This window comes from Lentzea sp. NPDC051838 (genome assembly GCF_040681245.1).
In the GTDB taxonomy this organism is placed as follows: Bacteria; Actinomycetota; Actinomycetes; order Mycobacteriales; family Pseudonocardiaceae; genus Lentzea.
In genome coordinates this window covers 1-17,897 of sequence record NZ_JBFAYI010000034.1, presented here as the reverse complement: position 1 = coordinate 17,897, position 17,897 = coordinate 1, and the positions used below count along the sequence as shown (strand labels likewise).

10 protein-coding genes are annotated in these 17,897 nt (G+C 69.0%); 5 read left to right on the top strand and 5 right to left on the bottom strand.

The features are described 5' to 3' along the window. Positions 1-28: 28 nt before the first annotated feature. Positions 29-2,743, bottom strand: a complete 2,715-nt coding sequence (locus tag AB0M24_RS40645) for a BTAD domain-containing putative transcriptional regulator (protein WP_363779174.1) — start codon at positions 2,741-2,743, stop codon at positions 29-31. A 484-nt stretch (positions 2,744-3,227) separates the two neighbouring features. Further along, the gene (eccCa, locus tag AB0M24_RS40640) at positions 3,228-7,244 is read right to left on the bottom strand and encodes a type VII secretion protein EccCa (RefSeq protein WP_363779172.1); all 4,017 of its coding nucleotides are present in this window, start codon (positions 7,242-7,244) and stop codon (positions 3,228-3,230) included. 234 nt (positions 7,245-7,478) lie between these two features. Between eccCa and eccD the strand changes: the two genes are divergently transcribed. Further along, entirely contained in the window at positions 7,479-8,885 is a 1,407-nt protein-coding gene (gene eccD, locus AB0M24_RS40635) for a type VII secretion integral membrane protein EccD (protein WP_363779170.1), read from the top strand. A gap of 8 nt (positions 8,886-8,893) precedes the next feature. Then, on the top strand, positions 8,894-10,291 hold the full coding sequence (gene mycP, locus AB0M24_RS40630) for a type VII secretion-associated serine protease mycosin (protein WP_363779168.1): 1,398 nt from the start codon (positions 8,894-8,896) through the stop codon (positions 10,289-10,291). Positions 10,292-10,381: 90 nt separating this feature from the next. On the opposite strand, the gene AB0M24_RS40625 is transcribed toward mycP, so the two are convergent. From AB0M24_RS40625 to eccB, 3 genes are all read right to left on the bottom strand, one after another. Further along, positions 10,382-11,464, bottom strand: coding sequence for a WXG100 family type VII secretion target (locus AB0M24_RS40625; RefSeq protein WP_363779166.1), 1,083 nt, complete (start codon positions 11,462-11,464; stop codon positions 10,382-10,384). Between the two features lie 11 nt (positions 11,465-11,475). Beyond that, a complete protein-coding gene (locus tag AB0M24_RS40620) occupies positions 11,476-11,793 on the bottom strand; it encodes a hypothetical protein (protein ID WP_363779164.1) in 318 nt (105 codons plus the stop codon). A 71-nt stretch (positions 11,794-11,864) separates the two neighbouring features. Beyond that, a complete protein-coding gene (eccB, locus tag AB0M24_RS40615; RefSeq protein WP_363779162.1) occupies positions 11,865-13,481 on the bottom strand; it encodes a type VII secretion protein EccB in 1,617 nt (538 codons plus the stop codon). Between the two features lie 117 nt (positions 13,482-13,598). On the opposite strand from eccB, the gene eccE reads away from it, so the two are divergent. The 3 genes from eccE to AB0M24_RS40600 all read left to right on the top strand — a co-directional run bounded on the left by eccE (position 13,599) and on the right by AB0M24_RS40600 (position 17,466). Then, positions 13,599-14,960: a type VII secretion protein EccE gene (gene eccE, locus AB0M24_RS40610; RefSeq protein WP_363779160.1), complete on the top strand. Its 1,362-nt coding sequence runs from the start codon at positions 13,599-13,601 to the stop codon at positions 14,958-14,960. Continuing rightward, positions 14,957-15,682 carry a hypothetical protein gene (locus AB0M24_RS40605; protein WP_363779158.1) on the top strand — a complete coding sequence of 242 codons (726 nt, stop codon included), beginning with the start codon at positions 14,957-14,959 and terminating at the stop codon, positions 15,680-15,682. The genes eccE and AB0M24_RS40605 overlap by 4 nt, the downstream gene beginning before the upstream one ends. A 221-nt stretch (positions 15,683-15,903) precedes the next feature. After that, entirely contained in the window at positions 15,904-17,466 is a 1,563-nt protein-coding gene (locus AB0M24_RS40600) for a S8 family serine peptidase (RefSeq protein ID WP_363779156.1), read from the top strand. The last annotated feature ends 431 nt before the right edge of the window (positions 17,467-17,897 follow it).

Genomic DNA, 17,897 nt, shown 5'->3' with positions numbered 1-17,897 from the left:
GCCGGTCCTGGCGCAGTTACCTCCCTCTTCACTGCGGCGGGACCGGCCTCTCCAACGACGCCAGCAGCGAGCGCACGTCGTCCGCCTTCGCGAAGCCGAGATCGTCGTAGATCTCCAGGGCGGCGAGGTAGTAGCCGCGGGCCGCGTCGGACGCGCCCAGGTCGCGCTTCAGGTCGGCCAGGCGCACCAGGGTGTCGGCCTGGTAGTGCCGGTACGACAGCGCGCCCTGCAGTTCGGCGGATCTGAGGTAGTTCGCCTCGGCGTCGGCGTAGCGGCCCAGCGCGCGGTAGATGCTGCCGAGCGTGTCGCGGTTCGAGGCCACGACGGTGTCGCGTTCGTCCGGCACCAGCAGGAGGAACATGTCGCGGGCCCGGACCGCCCAGACCACGGCTTCCTCGTGGGAGCCGAGCTCGTTGTGCACGAAGCCGAGCGACGCCGCGACGCTCGCGATCTCGATCTGGTCGCCACTCGCCTCCGCCACGTCCAGGGCGCGCGACAACGGTTCCAGGGCGTCGGTGTACTTGCCCTGGCGGCCCAGCACGTAGGCGAGGCCGCGCAGGTCGTTCGAGAGACCGATCTGGTCGCCCAGCCGGGAGTCCAGCTCGATGGCCGCGCGCAGCTGGTCAGAGGCCTCGTCGAACTGCTGCTCCGGCACCAGGAACGACACCAGGCCGCGCCGGGCCCGGCACTGCCCCTCGACGTCACCAGCCCGTTGAGCAGCCGCGATGGACAGACGCTGCAGGCGTTCGCCTTCTCGCCACCTGCCGGTCGCGAGCAGGAAGTGGCGGATCGCCCAGACCGTGCGCCACACGTGCCCGTCGAAGCCCGCCTCGCCCGCTGCGACGACCGCGGGTCCGAACACCGCGCGTTCCGAAGCGAACCAGCGATCGGCGTCCGCGGCCGTCGAGAACGCCAGCACGACGGTGCCGTCAGCAGGACGTGGTGTGGAGATGGGCTGGCGCAAGGGATCCGAACGGGACACCGCGGCCAGAGCGGAGTGCAGGAGGTGGTCGAAGAGCCGTTGCTGTGCGGCAGATCTCTCCTCAAAAGCCAACCCCGCAAGGGCCTCCTCCGCCGCATACGAACGCATCAGGTCGTGCAACCGGTAGCGGTCGTTCTGGCAGTTGATCAGGCTGTAGCGCACGAGCTCGTCCAGCGCCTCCCCGGAAAGCCCACCCATCAGGCTCGAAGCAGCCGGCTCGGTCACGTCCGGACCGGGATGAAGACCGAGCAACCCGAACAGAAGAGCAGCGGACGGGCTCAGACATCCGAAGGTCCACGAGAACACCGCGCGCACGCTCGTCAACGGATCGTCGGTGTCCAACGCGTCCAAAGCCGCGTCTTCGAGCTCCTCCACGAGCAGGCCGAGCGGGTGCTGGTCGAGCGTCGCCCGTGCGGCCACCACCGCGAGCGCCAACGGCAGCCCGGCGCACAGCTGAACGAGCCGCGCGGCCGCTGAAGGTTCGGAGTCGACCCGGTCCGCACCGACCCGGCCAGCGAACAACGCCATGGACGACGCGTGGTCCAGCACGTCCAGCGAGAACCCGTCAGGAGTCAAGCCGCGCAAGCGGTTGCGCGACGTGATCACCGCCAGGCTGCGCGACCCGCCGGGCAGCAGCGGACGCACCTGGGCCAGGTCGCGGACGTTGTCGAGCAGCACGAGCACGCGCCGGCGGGACAGCAACGAGCGGTAGCCGTCGAGCATCTCCTCGGTGCCGAGCGGAATCTCGTCCGCGGGCACGCCGAGCGCCAGCAGGAAGTCGCGCACCGCGCTGTTCGGGTGCACCGGCGCGCCCGTCGGGTCGAACCCGCGCAGGTCGGCGTACAGCTGCCCGTCGGGGAACCGGAGAGCGACCCGGTGCGCCCACTGCACGGCCAGCGAGGTCTTGCCGACGCCACCGCTGCCGTGGATCACCGCGAGCAGCCGCCCGGACCCGAGCACGTCGTCGAGCCTGTCCAGTTCGGACTCGCGGCCCACGAAATGAGGCAACGCCGTCGGCAGCTGACGCGGGACGTGATGCCGCACCACGACCGGCCTCGGCACGTCACCCGCGAGCACCTGCCGCTGCGCGTCCTGCAGCTGACGACCCGGCAACACGCCGAGCTGATCCTCGAGCAGGGCCGTGACCTCCTGGTACGCCGCGAGCGCGTCCGCCTGCTGGCCACCGCGGTGCAACGCCAGCATCAGCTGTGCCCAGAACACCTCGCGCAACGGGTGCTGCGCCGTGAGCACCCGCAGCTCCGGCACCAGTTCCGCCGCCACGCCCCGTGCGAGGTCCGCGCCGATCCGGTGTTCCAGCGCCACCAACCGTTCCTCGGCCAGCGCGGGCACGAGGTCGCGGTGCAACGACTCCGACGACACGTTCGCGAGCACCGGACCGCGCCACAACGCCGTCGCCTCCGCGTGCTCGCCGGTGTTCAAGTGCGCGCGAAACCTCAGCAGGTCCAGCTGCCCCGGCTCCACCACAGCGGTGTAACCACCGGCACCAGTACGCACGCAGCTCGCCGGTCCGAGCGCCTGCCGCAGCCTGGTCACGACCATGTGCACGGTCTTGCCCGCACGGTCGAGGCTCGGCGGCGTGCCGTCCCACAGCCGCTCGACGATCTCCGCGGTCGGCACGAACTCGTTGGCGCGCAACAGGAGCGTGGCGAGCAGCACGCGGCACCGACCGGCCGGCACGACGACCGGGGCGCCGTCGAGCAGCACCTCCAGCGGCCCCAGCACGCGGTACTCGACTCGCACGTCGTCCCTCTTCCCCCAGGTCGGACCGAGCAACGAGTCTATGGGCGTGGACTCGGTGTGACCGAAGTGTGAGCACGACAGGGCAAAGTAGTGATCAGCCGGACGACGAGAGTGACGCCAAGTTCTTTGGGGGGAGTCACGATCGTCGGCCTCAAGCGGGTGGGCCCTCCCCAGTGGACCTGCCCTCGACGAGATCCGGTCATGGGGGAACCGGACAGTCCCCTGCTGTTCGGTGGGCCCGCGGCTTCGGCTGCGGGCCCTTTACTTTTGTCCGGAAGGTCCCGCGTCAGCCGGTGTCATCGAGGCGTGAGCGACGTGTGAGCGACGTCCGGCAGAGTCCTGGTCAACCGGTTCGGCGGAGGCAGGAGAAGACCTGGGGGACCTCCGGCGAACCGGGGACAAATGGGGGGCAGCAGGTAGAACCCCTGCTACCTGGAAAGGGCCCGCGGCGATTGCCGCGGGCCCTTTCACGTTGCCGTGGAAACTAGTCCGGCTGGATCCAGGCGAACTGGATGCGCTGCTGACCGTGCTTGCGGGTCACCAGCGTGCCCCGGCCGGGAGGCTGCGGCGACGGCTTGAGGTTGCCGACGATGTTGCCCTCCTCCTTCGAACCGGAACCCACGAAGATCGGCGCCGAGATCTCCTTCAGCTTGCCCATCACCGGGTCGTACATCGCGCGGGACGCACCACCCATGCGGCGGGCCAGGATGATGTGCAGACCGACGTCCTTGGCCTGCGGGATGAACTCGGCCAGCGGCTGCAGCGGGTTCGCACCACCCTGCGGGGCCACCAGGTCGTAGTCGTCCACGATGATGAACACCTCGGGACCGGTCCACCAGGAGCGGTTCCGCAGCTGGTCCTGCGTCACGTCCGGGCCGGGCATGCGCTTGGTCAGCGAGCCCTTGACCTCCTGGACGTTCTGCGTCAGCTGCGTGGACGACACCGCGTAGCTCAGCAGGTGGTCGGTGTCGATGAAGCCGAGCAACGTGCGGCGGAAGTCCGCGAGCAGGATCAGCGCCTCGGACGAGGTGTAGCTGGTCATGATGCCGCGGATGATCGTGCGCAACATGTTCGTCTTGCCCGACTCGCCGTCGGCCAGCGCGAAGTAGTGCGGGTCCGCGTCGAAGTCCATGTAGACCGGCGCGAGCTCGTCCTCGTTGACGCCGACCGGGACCAGGTGGCCGCGGTTCGGGTTGTGCTGCTGGACCTGCGCCATGAACTGCGCGTAGTCGAGCAGGTCGGGCAGCATCCGGACCTGGGGCGCACGCGGACCCTGCCACGCCTGGGTGAGCTTGGCGCTGAGGTCCTGGACACCCGAGGAGATCGTGGTCGGGTCCTGCGAGGTGTCGATGCGCGGCAGGCCGGTGAGGAAGTGCAGCTTGTCACCGGTCAGACCGCGGCCGGGACGACCGGGCGGGACGTTGACCGCGACCTTGCGGTCGATCTCGGACTCGCTCGGGTCACCGAGACGCAGCTCGAACCGGGTGCCGAGGAGGTCCTTCATCGCGGGCCGGATCTCCGCCCACCGGTTGGCGGCGACGATCACGTGGACGCCGTAGGACAGACCCTGGGCGGCCAGCGCCTGGACCTGCGGCTCGACCATCTCGAACTCCTGGCGGAAGTTCATCCAGCCGTCCACGATCAGGAACGCGTCACCGAAGTTGTCGTCCTTGATCTCACCGCGGCGCTTGCGGTTGCGGAACTCGACCATCGAGTCGATGCGCTGGTCGCGCCAGCGCAGCTCGCGTTCGGTGATCAGGGTCTGCAGCTCGGCCACCATGCGGCGGACCTTGTCGACGTCGAGACGACCGGCGAACCCACCGACGTGCGGCATGTCCTCCATCGAGGCGAGCGTGCCACCACCGAGGTCGATGCAGTAGAACTGCGCCTCCTCCGGGGTGTGCGTCAGCGCCATCGACGCGATCATGGTCCTGAGCAGCGTCGACTTGCCCGACTGCGGACCACCGACGACCGCGCCGTGACCGGCGGCACCGGAGAAGTCCGCCCACAGCAGGTCGCGGCGCTGCTCGAACGGCTTGTCGACCACGCCGACCGGGATCTGCAGCTGCCCGTTCGCCGGGTAGCCCGGCGAGGTGAGACCGCGGTCCGGCGTCACGTCGAGCGGCGGCAGGATCGTGTCCATCGTCGGCGGCTCGTTGAGCGGCGGCAGCCACACCTCGTGCGCGGGCGGGCCCTGGCCGACGAGACGCTCGACGATGAGCTCGAGCTGGGTCGGCTCGTTGCCCTCGGTCTCCTTCTTCGGAGCCTCGGTCTTGACCGGCTCGATCGGCCGCTCCGGCTCCTTCGGGATCTCGATGAAGTCCGGAACGAAGAACCGCGGGCGCTTGTCGCTGCGCACGGCCACCGACTCGCCGGCGGACTGCATGCCCGACGGACGGTAGGTGCCCGAGACGTAGAGCGCCTTGAACCTGGTCAGCGGCATGCCCTGCACGCTGAGGTAACCCGAACCCGGGATCGGCGGCAGCTCGTAGGCGTCCGGCACACCGATCGCCGCGCGCGACTCGGCCGCGTTGAACGTCTTCAGACCGATCCGGTACGAGAGGAACGTGTCCAGACCGCGCAGCTTGCCTTCTTCCAGTCGCTGCGACGCGAGGAGCATGTGCATCTGCAGCGACCGGCCGACACGACCGATCTGGAGGAAGATGTCGATGAAGTCCGGCTTGGCCGTCAGCATCTCGGAGAACTCGTCGATGCAGATGAACAGGGCGGGCAGCGGGTCGATCTGGGCGCCGTTCTCGCGCGCCTTCTCGTAGTCCCAGACGTTCTTGTAGTTGCCCTTCGCGAGGACCTCCTGCCGGCGCGAGACCTCACCGGCGATGGCGTCCTTCATGCGGTCGACCAGGGTGAGGTCGCCGGCGAGGTTGGTGATCGTCGCGGCGACGTGCGGTGCCTTGTCCAGACCGAGGAACGTCGCACCACCCTTGAAGTCGACCAGAATCATGTTGAGCGCGGTCGACGAGTGCGAGGCCAGCAGACCCAGCACCAGGGTGCGGAGGAACTCCGACTTACCGGAACCGGTCGCGCCGATGCACAGGCCGTGCGGGCCCATGCCGTCCTCTGCCGCTTCCTTGATGTCGAGCTCGACCTGCTGGCCGTGCTCGCCGATGCCGAACGGGATGCGGTAGCGGTCGCGCTTGGGCCTCGGCCGCCACGCCTGCTGCACGTCGAACGTGATCGGGTCGCCGGGGATGCCCATGAACTCGAGCAGCGGCGGGTTGTTGGTCATCGCCAACGGGTCCTCGCCCGAGTCGCCACCGGCCTCACCGGCGGCACCCATGCGGTACGGCGAGAGCCTGCGGGCCAACGCCTCGGACTCGACGACGGACAGCCGGTCCGGCGCGCCGAACCACTCGACACCGCTCGCGGAACGAGCACCCAGCTGGTTGTTCTCGACGACGAGGCGCAGGCCGCGGCGGGCCGTCAGGTTGCCGAGGCACTCGGAGAGGTCGAGCAGCGTGACGCCGACCAGACCCTCCTCCAGGATGATCATCTCTTCGCGGCTGATGTCGCCGTCGTCGATGATGATCACGATGTGCGGCTGGTCCGGCGGCGGCGGGGCGTTGCGGGTGAACCGCTGCCGGTCTCGCAGGTTCTCGTCCAGCATCGCCTCGATCTCGGCGAGCGAGTTCGCCATCATGCGGCGCTGGCCGATGCCGTCGATGTCGGTGGGGTGCTGGGCGTGCGGCAGCCACTTCGCCCACTCCCACAGCTGCTTCGTGCGGCCCGCGCTGACGACCGCGATCAGCAGGTCGTCCGGGGCGTGGAAGGTGACGAGCTGGGCGATGAGGGCGCGCGCGACGTCGCGGCGGTCCTCGATGTCGCCGAGCAGGCCGACCGCGGCGAAACCGCGCAGTGCGATGGAGATCGGCAGTTCGGGCACGAGCGAGTGGGCGCGCACGAACCGGCGCAGCGCCAGCGTCGCGATCGGCTCGAGCTCCTCGACGGGACCGGTCTGCGGCGGCACCAGGCGGGTCGCGAGGCGCTGCGAGCCCCGGCCGGCGCGCAGGTGGCAGAAGTCCGGGTCGTTCTGACGGCGTTCCCACATGCGGCGGGTGGTGGCGAGCGACCACAGCATCTGCGGGTCCGGGTGCACCCACTCGCGTTCGGCGCGCTGTTCGTCCGCCGCCTCACGCGCACGGTCGCGCATCTGGCCGAGGTACCGCAGGTAGTCCTTGCGGTCCTCGTTCATCTCGGCTTTCTTCTGCCCCTTGCCGGAGCCCATGCCGCCCGCCATCATGCCGATGGTCGAGATCATCATCATGCCCGGCATGATCATCGCGGCCGGCTGCTTCGGCGTGAGCACGAGCATCATGCCCATCATGCCGACGGATGCGACGATCATCACGACCGGCATCGCCTTCATCATGATGTTGCCCGGGATGATCCGGGGGACCTCGGGTGGCGGTTCGAGGTGGACCTCACCGCCCGGAGGCCGGGGAGCAGCAAGGCGTGCCGTTCGCTTGAACTGCAGCGTGCTCAACTGACAGGCACCTCTTCGACTCTCGTTACGCCACCAGTAGCAACCGACACTATTGCGCATCTGAACGAGCCGCGAAGGTGGGTCGAGAAAAAACCCAGTCGAACGTGTTCCGCAAACGACACGTGCAGGAGGCGTCGGTGCGGCCATACTAGGGCCGCCCGGCGAGCGTCCGAGTGGACCAATAGGGTCGGGCTCAAGATTTGAACAAGTGCTGATCTGACTTAGGGGGCCCTGGTGGCGACCGGTACGACGGTGTTCAGCCGTGTCACGGTGGTGGCACCTCGAACGCGTATCGACGTCGCGCTGCCTGCCGACGTGGCGGTGGCCGATCTCCTGCCGATGCTGTTGGACATGGCGAGAGAGGCCACTCCGGACGGTGGCGTCCGGCACGGCGGCTGGTGCCTCGCGAAGCTCGGCGACAGCCCGCTCGACCCGGCGCGCACGCTCGCGTCGCTCGGCGTCGTCGACGGTGAGCTGCTGCAGTTGCGGCGCCGCAACGAGAACCCGCCGCCGCCGCTGTACGACGACGTGGTGGACGCGATCGCGGAGTCCGATCCGGACTCGTTCCGGCCGTGGACCAAGGAAACCGCGCAGAAGTTCGGTCACATCGCGGGCGCGCTCGCGTTGATCGCCTCCGCGGTGGCGTTGTTCCTGTCCGGCCCGGTGACAGTGGCGGGCAAGGGCAGCGGTCTCGCCGCCGCCATCGCCGCGGGTGTCACGGCGATCGCCGCACTGGCCACGGGCGCGACCATCGCGCGTGCGTACAAAGCAGTGTCGACGGGTGTGCTGATCGCCGCGTGCGGTTCGCTGCCGATGGCGTTCGTGGCCGGCTTCCACGCCGTGCCCGGGGTCAACTTCAACCCGAAGATGCTGCTGGCGTCCGCACTGCTGATGATCTTCGCGTGGGGCGGCATCCTGCTGATCGGCCAGGGCATCACGGTGTTCATCGCCGCGGCGACCGCCGGCACGCTGGTGGCCCTCGCGTTCCTCGTCGCCACGTTCGTCGACCACCCGCTCGCCGGAGTGGCCGCCGCGACCGGTGCCGTGGCGCTCGCCGCGCTGTCGATGCTGCCGAGGCTCACGCTGCAGCTGGCCAAGATCCCGCCGCCCACCGTGCCGACGAACGCCGAGGACCTCAAGGAGGACAGCGGTTTCCCGGAGTTCGCCGTCATCGAACGCCGCACCGCCGTCGCACACGAGTACCTGACCGGCATGATCATCGGCACGGGTGTGGTGGCCGCGCTGGCCGCGATCGTGGCCGCGGGCGCCAACACGATCTGGGGCCCGATCTACGGTGTCGCCGTCGCGATCGTGCTGATGATGCGCGGCCGTGCGTACGCGAACGGCGCGCAGGCCGTGGCACTGCTGTCCACCGGCATGTTCGCGAGCGCGGGCATCCTGCTCGGCTGGATGATCGGCTCCACCGAGTTCAACCGCATCGTGTTCGTGTTCGGCACGTTGCTGATCCTCGGCGCGGCCGCGCTCGTGCTCGGTGTCGTGTTCCCCGGCGCGAAGTTCTCGCCGCCGTTGCGCCGCACCGTCGACGTCATCGAGGCGATCCTCATCGCCTCCGTGGTGCCGCTGGCGCTCGCGGTCATGGACCTGTACGCCGTGTTCCGGGGTCTGATCGGGGCGGCATGAGGACCGGGATGAAGCGCACCACGGCGGCAGCGACCGCCGGACTGCTGCTGCTGACGGGGGCGTTGCCGCACGCCTCCGCCCAGCCGTCGTCATCGTCGTCGTCGGCCGCGGTCAAACCGAACTCGGTTCCGCCGGACCTGCCGGCGGGCGTGGGCCCGCCGAAGGACGAGGGCAAGCCCGACGTCACCTACACGCGCACCAACAAGGGGTGCGTGGAGTCCGACACCAAGAGCGAACTGATCAAGCAGATGCCCTGGGGCCAGGTCAGCCTGGCCCTGGACCAGGCCCACCGGTTCGCCAAGGGCAAGGGCGTCACGATCGCGATCATCGACACCGGTGTCGACCCCCGCAACCCGCGCTTCGGCAACCGGGTCAAGGGCGGCGGCGAGTACGTCGACGGCAACAAGAACGGCACGGACGACTGCGACGGCCACGGCACCGAGGTGGCGGGTGTCGCCGCGGCGGCCAAGACCGAGGGCGACTTCATCGGTGCCGCACCGGAAGCGACGATCCTCGCGATCCGCCAGACCAGCGACCGATTCGAGTTCAAGAGCCAGACCGAGAACCGTTCGTCGGCCGGCAAGGTGAGCACCCTGGCCATGGCCATCGTGCGCGCGGCCGACGCGGGCGCCCAGGTCATCAACATCTCGCTGACGAACTGCGGCACTCCCAAGGGTTTCAGCTCGGACGACCAGAAGCTGCAGGCCGCGATCAAGTACGCGGTGGACGTCAAGAACGTCGTGATCGTGACGGCGGCCGGCAACCTCAGCGACCAGGGCACCGGCTGTCCCAAGCAGAACGACAACCTGGACCCGAACAACGTCAACTCGATCTCGTCGCCGGCGTGGTTCGCCGACGACGTGCTCTCGGTGGCGTCGATCGCCCGCTCCGGCGCGGTGTCGTCGTTCAGCGTGTGGGGTCCGTGGGTCAGCATCGCCGCGCCGGGTGAGGAGATCATCTCCGTCGACCCCAAGGGCACCGGCCTGACGAACGCCAACGTGACCGCGCAGGGCACGACGGACATCAAGGGCACCAGCTTCGCCTCGCCGTACGTCGCGGGCATCACCGCGCTGGTGCGCGAGAGGTTCCCGACCCTGTCCGCGCGTCAGGTGATGGACCGCCTCAAGGCGACGGCACTGAACCCCGGCAACGTGTCCGGAAAGGACAACAAGGTCGGCTTCGGCATGATCAACCCGGTGGCCGCGCTGACCGCCGTGCTGCCCGCCGAGGCGAAGGGGTTCGAGAAGCCGGAGCCGAAGGAGATGAACACCTCCGTCACGCCGCCGCCCGGCATCGACTGGCCGCCGATCATCGTGGCGCTGTCGGGCATCGGGCTCGGTGGTGCGCTGCTGATGCTGACGCTGTTCGTGCGGAACTCGACGAACCGCAAGCGCAAACAAGCCTAGGTACCAACGAGAACGGCCCCGCTGGAGTCATCAGCGGGGCCGTTCTCGTTGCTCAGGCCGGCCCGCGGGCCGAGCTGTCCGTCACACTTGTCAGTCGTCCTCGCCGATCGTCTTCGGCGCCGCCTTCTTCGGCTTGCCGAGCAGGTCGTCGATCGAGCCGGTGAGGCGCATCTTCGCCTTGTGCTCCTTGTCGCCACCCTGCTGACCGCCGGCGCCGGCGCCGCCCATCATCCCGCCCATCATGCCGCCGCCCATCATCCCGGCACCGCCTTGCGGGGCCCCAGGACGTCCACCAGCGGCCGCGGCGGCCGGAGCGGCCCCAGCACCCTTCTCGGAGGGCGGAGGCTGCTCAGAAACGCCTGTGGCGCCCCCGAACTGCATCGGCTGCTGGGTTGCGGCAGCGGCGGGAGCACCCACCGAACCGACCCCGCCGCCGACGCCTCCGCCACCACCGCCGGTCGACGGGGTTCCGCCGCCTCCCTTGCCCGCGGTGGAAGTGCCGGTGTCAGCGGGCTTGCCCGGTTCCAGCGGCTTCGCCTCCGGCTTGGCGGGCGCGGTGTAGGTCCAGTCCTTGTCCGGGTACTTGTGCTCCATCTGCACGGAGCCGAACTTGCCGGCCTCACCGGAAACCCCGTCGCACAGCTTGAGAAACGCCTCCAGCACCTGCCGCGCGGACTCGTGCAGCTCGCGGACCGGGTCCTTGAGCTCCTCGATGTGCTTGATCGCGCGCTGGTCGCCCTCCACGGGCAGCGAGGCCGTGCCGGACACCGAGTCGGCGGTGTCGGCGAGCACGTGCGCCATGTCCTGCACGATGTCGCGCACGGCGTCGGCGGTCTCCTCCAGCGCGTCCGCCATGGCGTTCATCGCGTCGGACATGTCGCCGCCCGCGAGACCCACCTTGCGCATGTGGTCGAGGAACGCGTCCGCGTCCTTGCCCTGCCACCGCGCGTCGACGCCGCCGAGCGGTGCCGCGACGTGCTTGTTGACCGCCTCGGACACCTTCGCGGCCTTGCGCCAGCGTTCGGCTTCCTCGCGCAGGTCGTTCCAGTCGCCCACCAGCGGGTCGAAGAAGTCGTGCACGAGGTCGACGACACCGAGCTTGCGGCTCACCCGCGAGAGGTAGTCGAGCTCGGGACCGACCTCGGCCGCGATCTGCCTGCCGTTCTTGGTCACCACAGCTCCCCCTACCTCCGTTCGACCTTCTTGATGGCCTGCAGGGCCTCGTCCTCGTGGTGCCCGTGCTGCTTCGCCACGGCGTGCAGGCCCTTCGCGGCCGCGTCGAGCGTGTCGCAGGCGCGGGCGAGCTGGGAGTTGAGCAGCTCCGCCGCACGCGCGTAACCCTGGGCGCTGCCGAGCGTTCTGCCGATCTCGCCGAACGACTCGGGGCGCAGCGGGGACCCCTTCATGGCGTCGCGCACGCGCCTCAGATCGTCCGTCGTGCCGTCGATCCGGTCGGCGTACTGCTCCAACCACGCGGGATCGACGGAAATCCGACCGGCCACTGCTGTCCCCCTAAAAACGTTCCGGGTGCATTCCGTCCAAATACGACGGTGATGCACCCGGAACGGTTCCGCTACTTCTGGGCCTGCTGCTGCGGGTCCTTGATCTGACCCTTCTGAGCCGGCGTGATCGCGTCGAAGCTGCGGTTGGCCTCGTTCTTGTTGAGCTGCGGCCCCATCGGCAACAGGCTCAGGATCTGGTTCGGAGCCGGCGGGAAGTTGCCCTCCAGCCCGAGCGCCCCTGCGGTACCGGTGTCCGGGATGCCGTAGCGGACACCGCGTCCCGTGACGATCTGCATCGGCCCCGTGCCGTAGTCGCCGACGCCCTGGCTCGCGCGCACGACGGCCTGCTTGCCCGGCAGCATCAGGAACTGGTCGATGATCTCGCCACCGGCACCGGCCGCGTTCAGCTCGACCGGAGTCATCTCCGTCGGGCCGGGCAGCTTGGAGCCGATCGTCACCGAGGTGTGCTCGGAAGCGTTGCTGGCGGCGTAGTTGTCGGCCTTCCAGCCAAGACACACGACCGTGTTGTTCGCGTTCGCCTCGAGCGTGGTCGGGATCTTCTGCGGGAACGAGTCGAGCTTCAACGGCTTCGACGGGTCCTTGTGGTCCGCGACGGCGCTCGGCGACAGCTTGATCGCCTGCTTGTTGTTCGAGTACGCCCAGCGCAGCAGGTCGCCGACGGTCTCGTCGACGGTCTGGAAGCCGTCCTCCAGCGCCACCATCTGCTCGGTCCCGGCGCTGCGCTCGATCTCCACCAGCTCACCGATGTTGACGTTCGCCTCGGTGACGTAGGTCGCCTTCTTGCCCTGGTTCGGGATGACCGGCGCGCCCAGCGGGGCGACCTCGGGAATCGCGTTCAGCAACGCCGTGCTGATCGCGCGCGGGGTCTTGCCCTTCAGCTTCAGGGCGTTGAGCGCCTTGTCGTTCTTCAGGTCCACCTCGGCGCGCACCGTCGACGACGAGATGTCCTTGAGCAGCTGCGGCTTCTTGTAGATCAGGTACGCCTTCTTGGCGCCCGTGCGCTGCTGCACCAGCACGGCTTCCTCGCCCAGTTCGGCGTTGCCACCGCTGACACCCGCGATCACGGAGGTCTTGATCTGGTTGTCCGCCGCCTGGTCCTCGCGGAACTTGTCCAGCTCGAGGGTGTCGCAGACCGACCACTGCGCGTCGATGCGGAGGTTCGGCTTCGGCAGCACGTCCGGCGCGTCCGGCAGACCGGTGAGCCTGCCGCGCGGGAGCGTCGCCAGTGTGGACTCGCTCACCAGTTTCGGCTCGCCGCCCGCCACCTGGCTCTGCCCGCTGTTCGCCGTGCCGCCCGGCGCGTCGCCGCCACCGGCCTGCTGGTCGGGGTTGTTGCGGGAGTACCAGAGCAGCCGTGCCGATGCCAGGTTCGTCATCGGGATCAGCCGCTTCGGCGAGTTGTCGACCACGTAGACCTGGCCGGTCTCCTTGCTGATGGCGATCTGCGTGTTCTCGTCCAGCCGCGGTGCCGGCTTGAACAGCCCGAACACCAGGAAGCCGAGCAGACCGACGATGCCCAGGACCACACCCACAGCTGTCGCGCGCGAGTGGTTGCGCATGGGGTCATGCAGCATCACTGCGTCTCTGCGGACCAGAGCGGACTGCATCCGCCGCAGGACGAATTGGTAGGCCTGGACCTGTGACTTGGTGGTGGGTGTTGATGCCATTCTCGGCTCGCTGCTCTCCCAGTCGCGGTACGGTTCGGCAGGATAGCCGGACGCAGGTTGCTCCGTGGGCCGGTTCGCCAAGCCCACCGACCATCGAGGGGAAAGAGACCACAACGGATGTCCGTGACCACTCCACATCCGCCCCGGCCGAACCCAGGGATGGCACGGCCGCAGGGACCCGGGGGTCCTGGCCAGCAGGCACCTGTGCCGCCACGTCCCGTCGGGCGTGTCCGGCGCAGAGCTGCCGGAGTCAGCCTCGGCTCTTTGCCCGTCTCGAACGTAGTCACGATCGAGATCGGTCTCGCCATCGCACTCCTCGTTCTCACCCTGATGGGCGTGAAGACCTCCGGCGGCGCTCTCAACGTCGTCTCGGTGTCGATCGCCGGCGGTGTGCTGTTCATCGCACTGATCCTGGCGTTCACCCGATCGCGTGGTCGTTGGCTGACCCAGTGGATCGGTGTGCGGCTGCGCTACAACTTCCGTTCGCACAGCCGGACCGCGAAGCGCGTCGAGCCGCAGGAGTCCAAGCCCGGTGACGACGAGATGCAGGTGCTCGGCCCGGAGGACCCGCGCGTCGCGTTGCTGCGCCTCGCGATCCCGGACCTGGTGATCGCGAAGGGCGTCGACCACGAACGCCGTCCGCTCGCGCTGTCGTGGCACGACGGCGTGTGGACCGCGGTGCTGCTGGTCGACCCGACCCCGCCGCTGATCACACCGGTCGGCTCGGCACCGTCGCTGCCGCTCGGCGCGCTGGCGCCGTGCCTCGAGGACCGCGGTGTCGTGCTGGACGCGATCACCGTGATCTGGCACTGCTACCCCGGCAGCGCGGCGCTTCCGCCGAACTCGCCGGCGATCAGCTCGTACATGGAAGTACTCGGCTCGATGCCGGCCGCGGCCCGGCGCACCACGTGGATCACGGTGCGGCTCGACCCGCGCCGCTGCGGCGAGGCGATCAGGGAGCGCGGCGGCGGCGTCGTCGGCGCACACCGCGCGTTGATCGGCGCGTTGTCCCGTGTCCGCAACGCTTTGGAGTCCGCTGGCGTCACGATCCGCCCGCTCGACTCGGACGAGCTGCTGCGTGCCGCGATCTCGTCGGCCGAGCTCACCGCGGCCGTCGGCAACACGAACCCCGTGTCGCTGCGGGAGAAGTGGTCGGGCGTCACCGCGGGCGGCGTCGGTCACGCGAGCTACGCGATCACCGGCTGGCCGTCGAAGGGTCTCAAGGGAAACCTGAACGCCCTCACCGGTGTGCGCGCTCTCTCGTCGACGCTGGCGATGTCGATCTCACCGTCCCGTGAGGACGGTCAGGTCTCGCTGCGCGGCCTGGTGCGGGTGAGCGCCCGCACGCCGAGCGAGCTCGACCGTGCGGAGGACCAGCTGTCGAAGCTGAGCGACAAGCTGGACATCACGCTGACCCCGTTGCGGGGCATGCAGCTCGCCGGCCTGGCCGCGACGCTGCCGCTGGGAGGTGTGGCATGAGCTCGTCCCGTCTGCTCGACTCGCGCGGCCGCGGCGCGGTGGCACCGGAGTTCCTGGTGTCGCCGAACATGCTCGACGTGGTCAGCCCGAGCGGCGACCGCGGCGGCATGATGCTCGGTCAGGGCCCCAAGGGCGAGGCCCTGTCGGTGTCCGTGCTGCGCCCCACCCCGACCCGCATGGTGTGCGTGGGCGGCCTGTACCTGGCCCGCCAGATCGCGCTGAGGGCCATGGCCACCGGCGCGTGGATCATCATCGCCACGGGCCGCCCGCAGGCCTGGCAGCCCGTCGTCCGCGCGGCGGGCCAGGGCCCGGACGGCCGCCCGTCCCAGTTGGTGCAGCTGCGCCGTCTGTCCCCGGCCGACCTGCCGAGGCCGACCGAGGACATGCCGCTGCTGGTGATCCACGACGGCGGCCACGTCCCGCAGGAGCTGTTCCCGCCGCGTGCGCCGTGGCAGACCACGATGTACGTGCTGCCGTACCTGCACCCGCAGGCCTCGTCGACGGCGAACAACGCGGACCTCGTGCTGCTGCAACGCCTCCCGATGGGCCAGGCACAGCTGGCCGGTCAGATGTGGCGCCTGCGCCCGCAGATGTTCCAGCAGCTGACCCAGCTGAAGGACGACCAGGTCATCGCGATGGGCCAGGACATGTGGGCGCACCTGCGCCTGTACACCACGCCCATCGAGCAGCAGATCCTGGGAGCAGTACGCCGAGGCGATTGAGACGCTCGGCAATATAGGCGAAACCTTGCGCCCCGGACGGGTAACCGTTCGGGGCGCAATTGTTTTGTCCATAGCTCAGCGGCACCAACTAATTCACAGGGCACGCAAAACTGTGGAATCGCCATTCGATGGTAAATCCGTGGACCTTCTTGTGCGTAATCCGTCCGCGCCACTAAGAAAACTCTCACCTGCACAACCCTGCGACGAGGGAGCATGCTGCTATGGGAGAATCGTGGGCCAGACGAGCGGCCGGAATCGGACTGGTGGCGAGCACGACGCTCGTCCTGTCGTCCGTCTCCGCCACCGCTGCGCCCGAGGGGGAGATTCGCAACCTCGGTGCGTCGAACGCAGTCAAGGACAACTACATCGTCGTCCTGAAGGACTTCAGCACGACCAGCACCGCGGACCTCAGCGCTAAGTACAACGCCAAGGTGAAGCACACCTACAAGTCCGCTTTGCGCGGTTTCTCCGCGCAGATGTCCGAAACCCAGGCCAAGCGCCTGGCAGCCGACCCGTCCGTCGCCTACGTCGAGCAGGACGGCGAGGTGAGGATCTCCGAAACGCAGACCCCGACTCCGTCCTGGGGCCTGGACCGGATCGACCAGCGCGCGCTCCCCCTGGACAACAGCTACACCTACCCGAACCGGGGCGCGGGCGTCACCGCCTACATCATCGACACGGGCGTCCGCCTCACCCACAGCGACTTCGGCGGCCGAGCCGTCTCCGGCACCGACACGGTCGACAACGACAACGACGCCACCGACTGCAACGGCCACGGAACCCACGTCGCGGGCACCGTGGGCGGCACGAAGTACGGCGTCGCCAAGGACGTGAAACTGGTAGCCGTCCGAGTCCTCAACTGCAGCGGCTCCGGCACCTTCGCAGGCGTGATCGCGGGCATCGACTGGGTCACCAACGACGTCCAGACCAACCCGTCCCGCAAGCCCGCAGTGGCCAACATGTCCCTCGGCGGCGGCGCGAACCAAACCGTCGACGACGCCGTGAAGCGCTCCATCGCAGCAGGCGTCACCTACGGCCTCGCAGCGGGCAACGACAACGGCGGCAACGCCTGCAACACCTCCCCGGCCCGCACGCCGGAAGCCATCACCGTCGGCTCAACCGACCGAACCGACGCCCGCTCCTCGTTCTCGAACCTGGGCACCTGCCTGGACATCTTCGCCCCGGGCCGCGACATCACCAGCGCCTGGCTCACCGACGACAACGCCACCAACACCATCAGCGGCACCTCGATGGCCACCCCGCACGTGGTGGGCGCAGCGGCCGTCTACCTGGGCTCCTCCCCAACCGCCACGCCACAGCAGGTCCGCGACGCCCTGGTGGACAACGCCACCTCTGACGTGGTCACCAGCCCGGGCACCGGCTCCCCGAACAAGCTCCTGCACATCACCGGCACGGCCCCGGGCAACCCCCCGGGCCAGTGCCCGGCGGCCACCAACGACACCGACACGGCCATCCCCGACGGCGGCGCCATCACCAGCTCCATCACCATCGCCGACTGCAACGGCAAGGCCAGCGCCACCGGCTCCGTGAAGGTAGCCATCAAGCACACCTACCGAGGCGACCTGGAAGTGGCCCTGATCGCCCCCTCAGGCACCGTGAAGCTCCTGAAGGTGGCCAACGGCAGCGACAGCGCCGACGACATCAACGCCATCTACCCGGTCAACGTCAGCACCGAGGACGCCAACGGCACCTGGCAACTCCGAGTCCGCGACACCTTCAAGCAGGACACGGGCCTGATCGACGCCTGGACGCTGGACATCTAGCCCCAGACCACATCCCCACCCCTCGGAGCCCCCGGTCCCCCCGCCGGGGGCTCCTCCCTTTTCAGCGCAAGGCAGGACGGCGGCAGGGTGGGCGGAGCGGGGGCCAGCGCAAGGGGCGGGGCTGGAGCGGACCGGAGCATGGTCCAGCGCGGCGGAGCGAGGCGAGGGCAGGGCAAAGGCGGGGCGGGTCAATGGAGCAGGGATCTGGCGGGACTAGGGCCAGGACGGGGCGCGAAGCCGCAGGCGAGCAGTACCGATGGCGAAGCCGAGGCGAGGCGATGGCGAAGCCGAGCAGCTTTGGCGATGGCGAAGCCGAGCTGCAGTTAGCGAACACTCTAGGTGGGGTGGGTCCCGTCACGAGTCGTGGCTGATCGTTGGCCGCGCCAGGTCAGGGGTGTCAACTCGACACGCTTTTCGTCGAGTTGACACCC

What these genes read in the sequence shown, in the direction of transcription:
- eccB (WP_363779162.1), bottom strand. Translation starts at nt 13,481, where the DNA reads ATGGCATCAACACCCACCACCAAGTCACAGGTCCAGGCCTACCAATTC.
- eccE (WP_363779160.1), top strand. Translation starts at nt 13,599, where the DNA reads ATGTCCGTGACCACTCCACATCCGCCCCGGCCGAACCCAGGGATGGCA.
- mycP (WP_363779168.1), top strand. Translation starts at nt 8,894, where the DNA reads ATGAAGCGCACCACGGCGGCAGCGACCGCCGGACTGCTGCTGCTGACG.
- AB0M24_RS40600 (WP_363779156.1), top strand. Translation starts at nt 15,904, where the DNA reads ATGGGAGAATCGTGGGCCAGACGAGCGGCCGGAATCGGACTGGTGGCG.
- AB0M24_RS40605 (WP_363779158.1), top strand. Translation starts at nt 14,957, where the DNA reads ATGAGCTCGTCCCGTCTGCTCGACTCGCGCGGCCGCGGCGCGGTGGCA.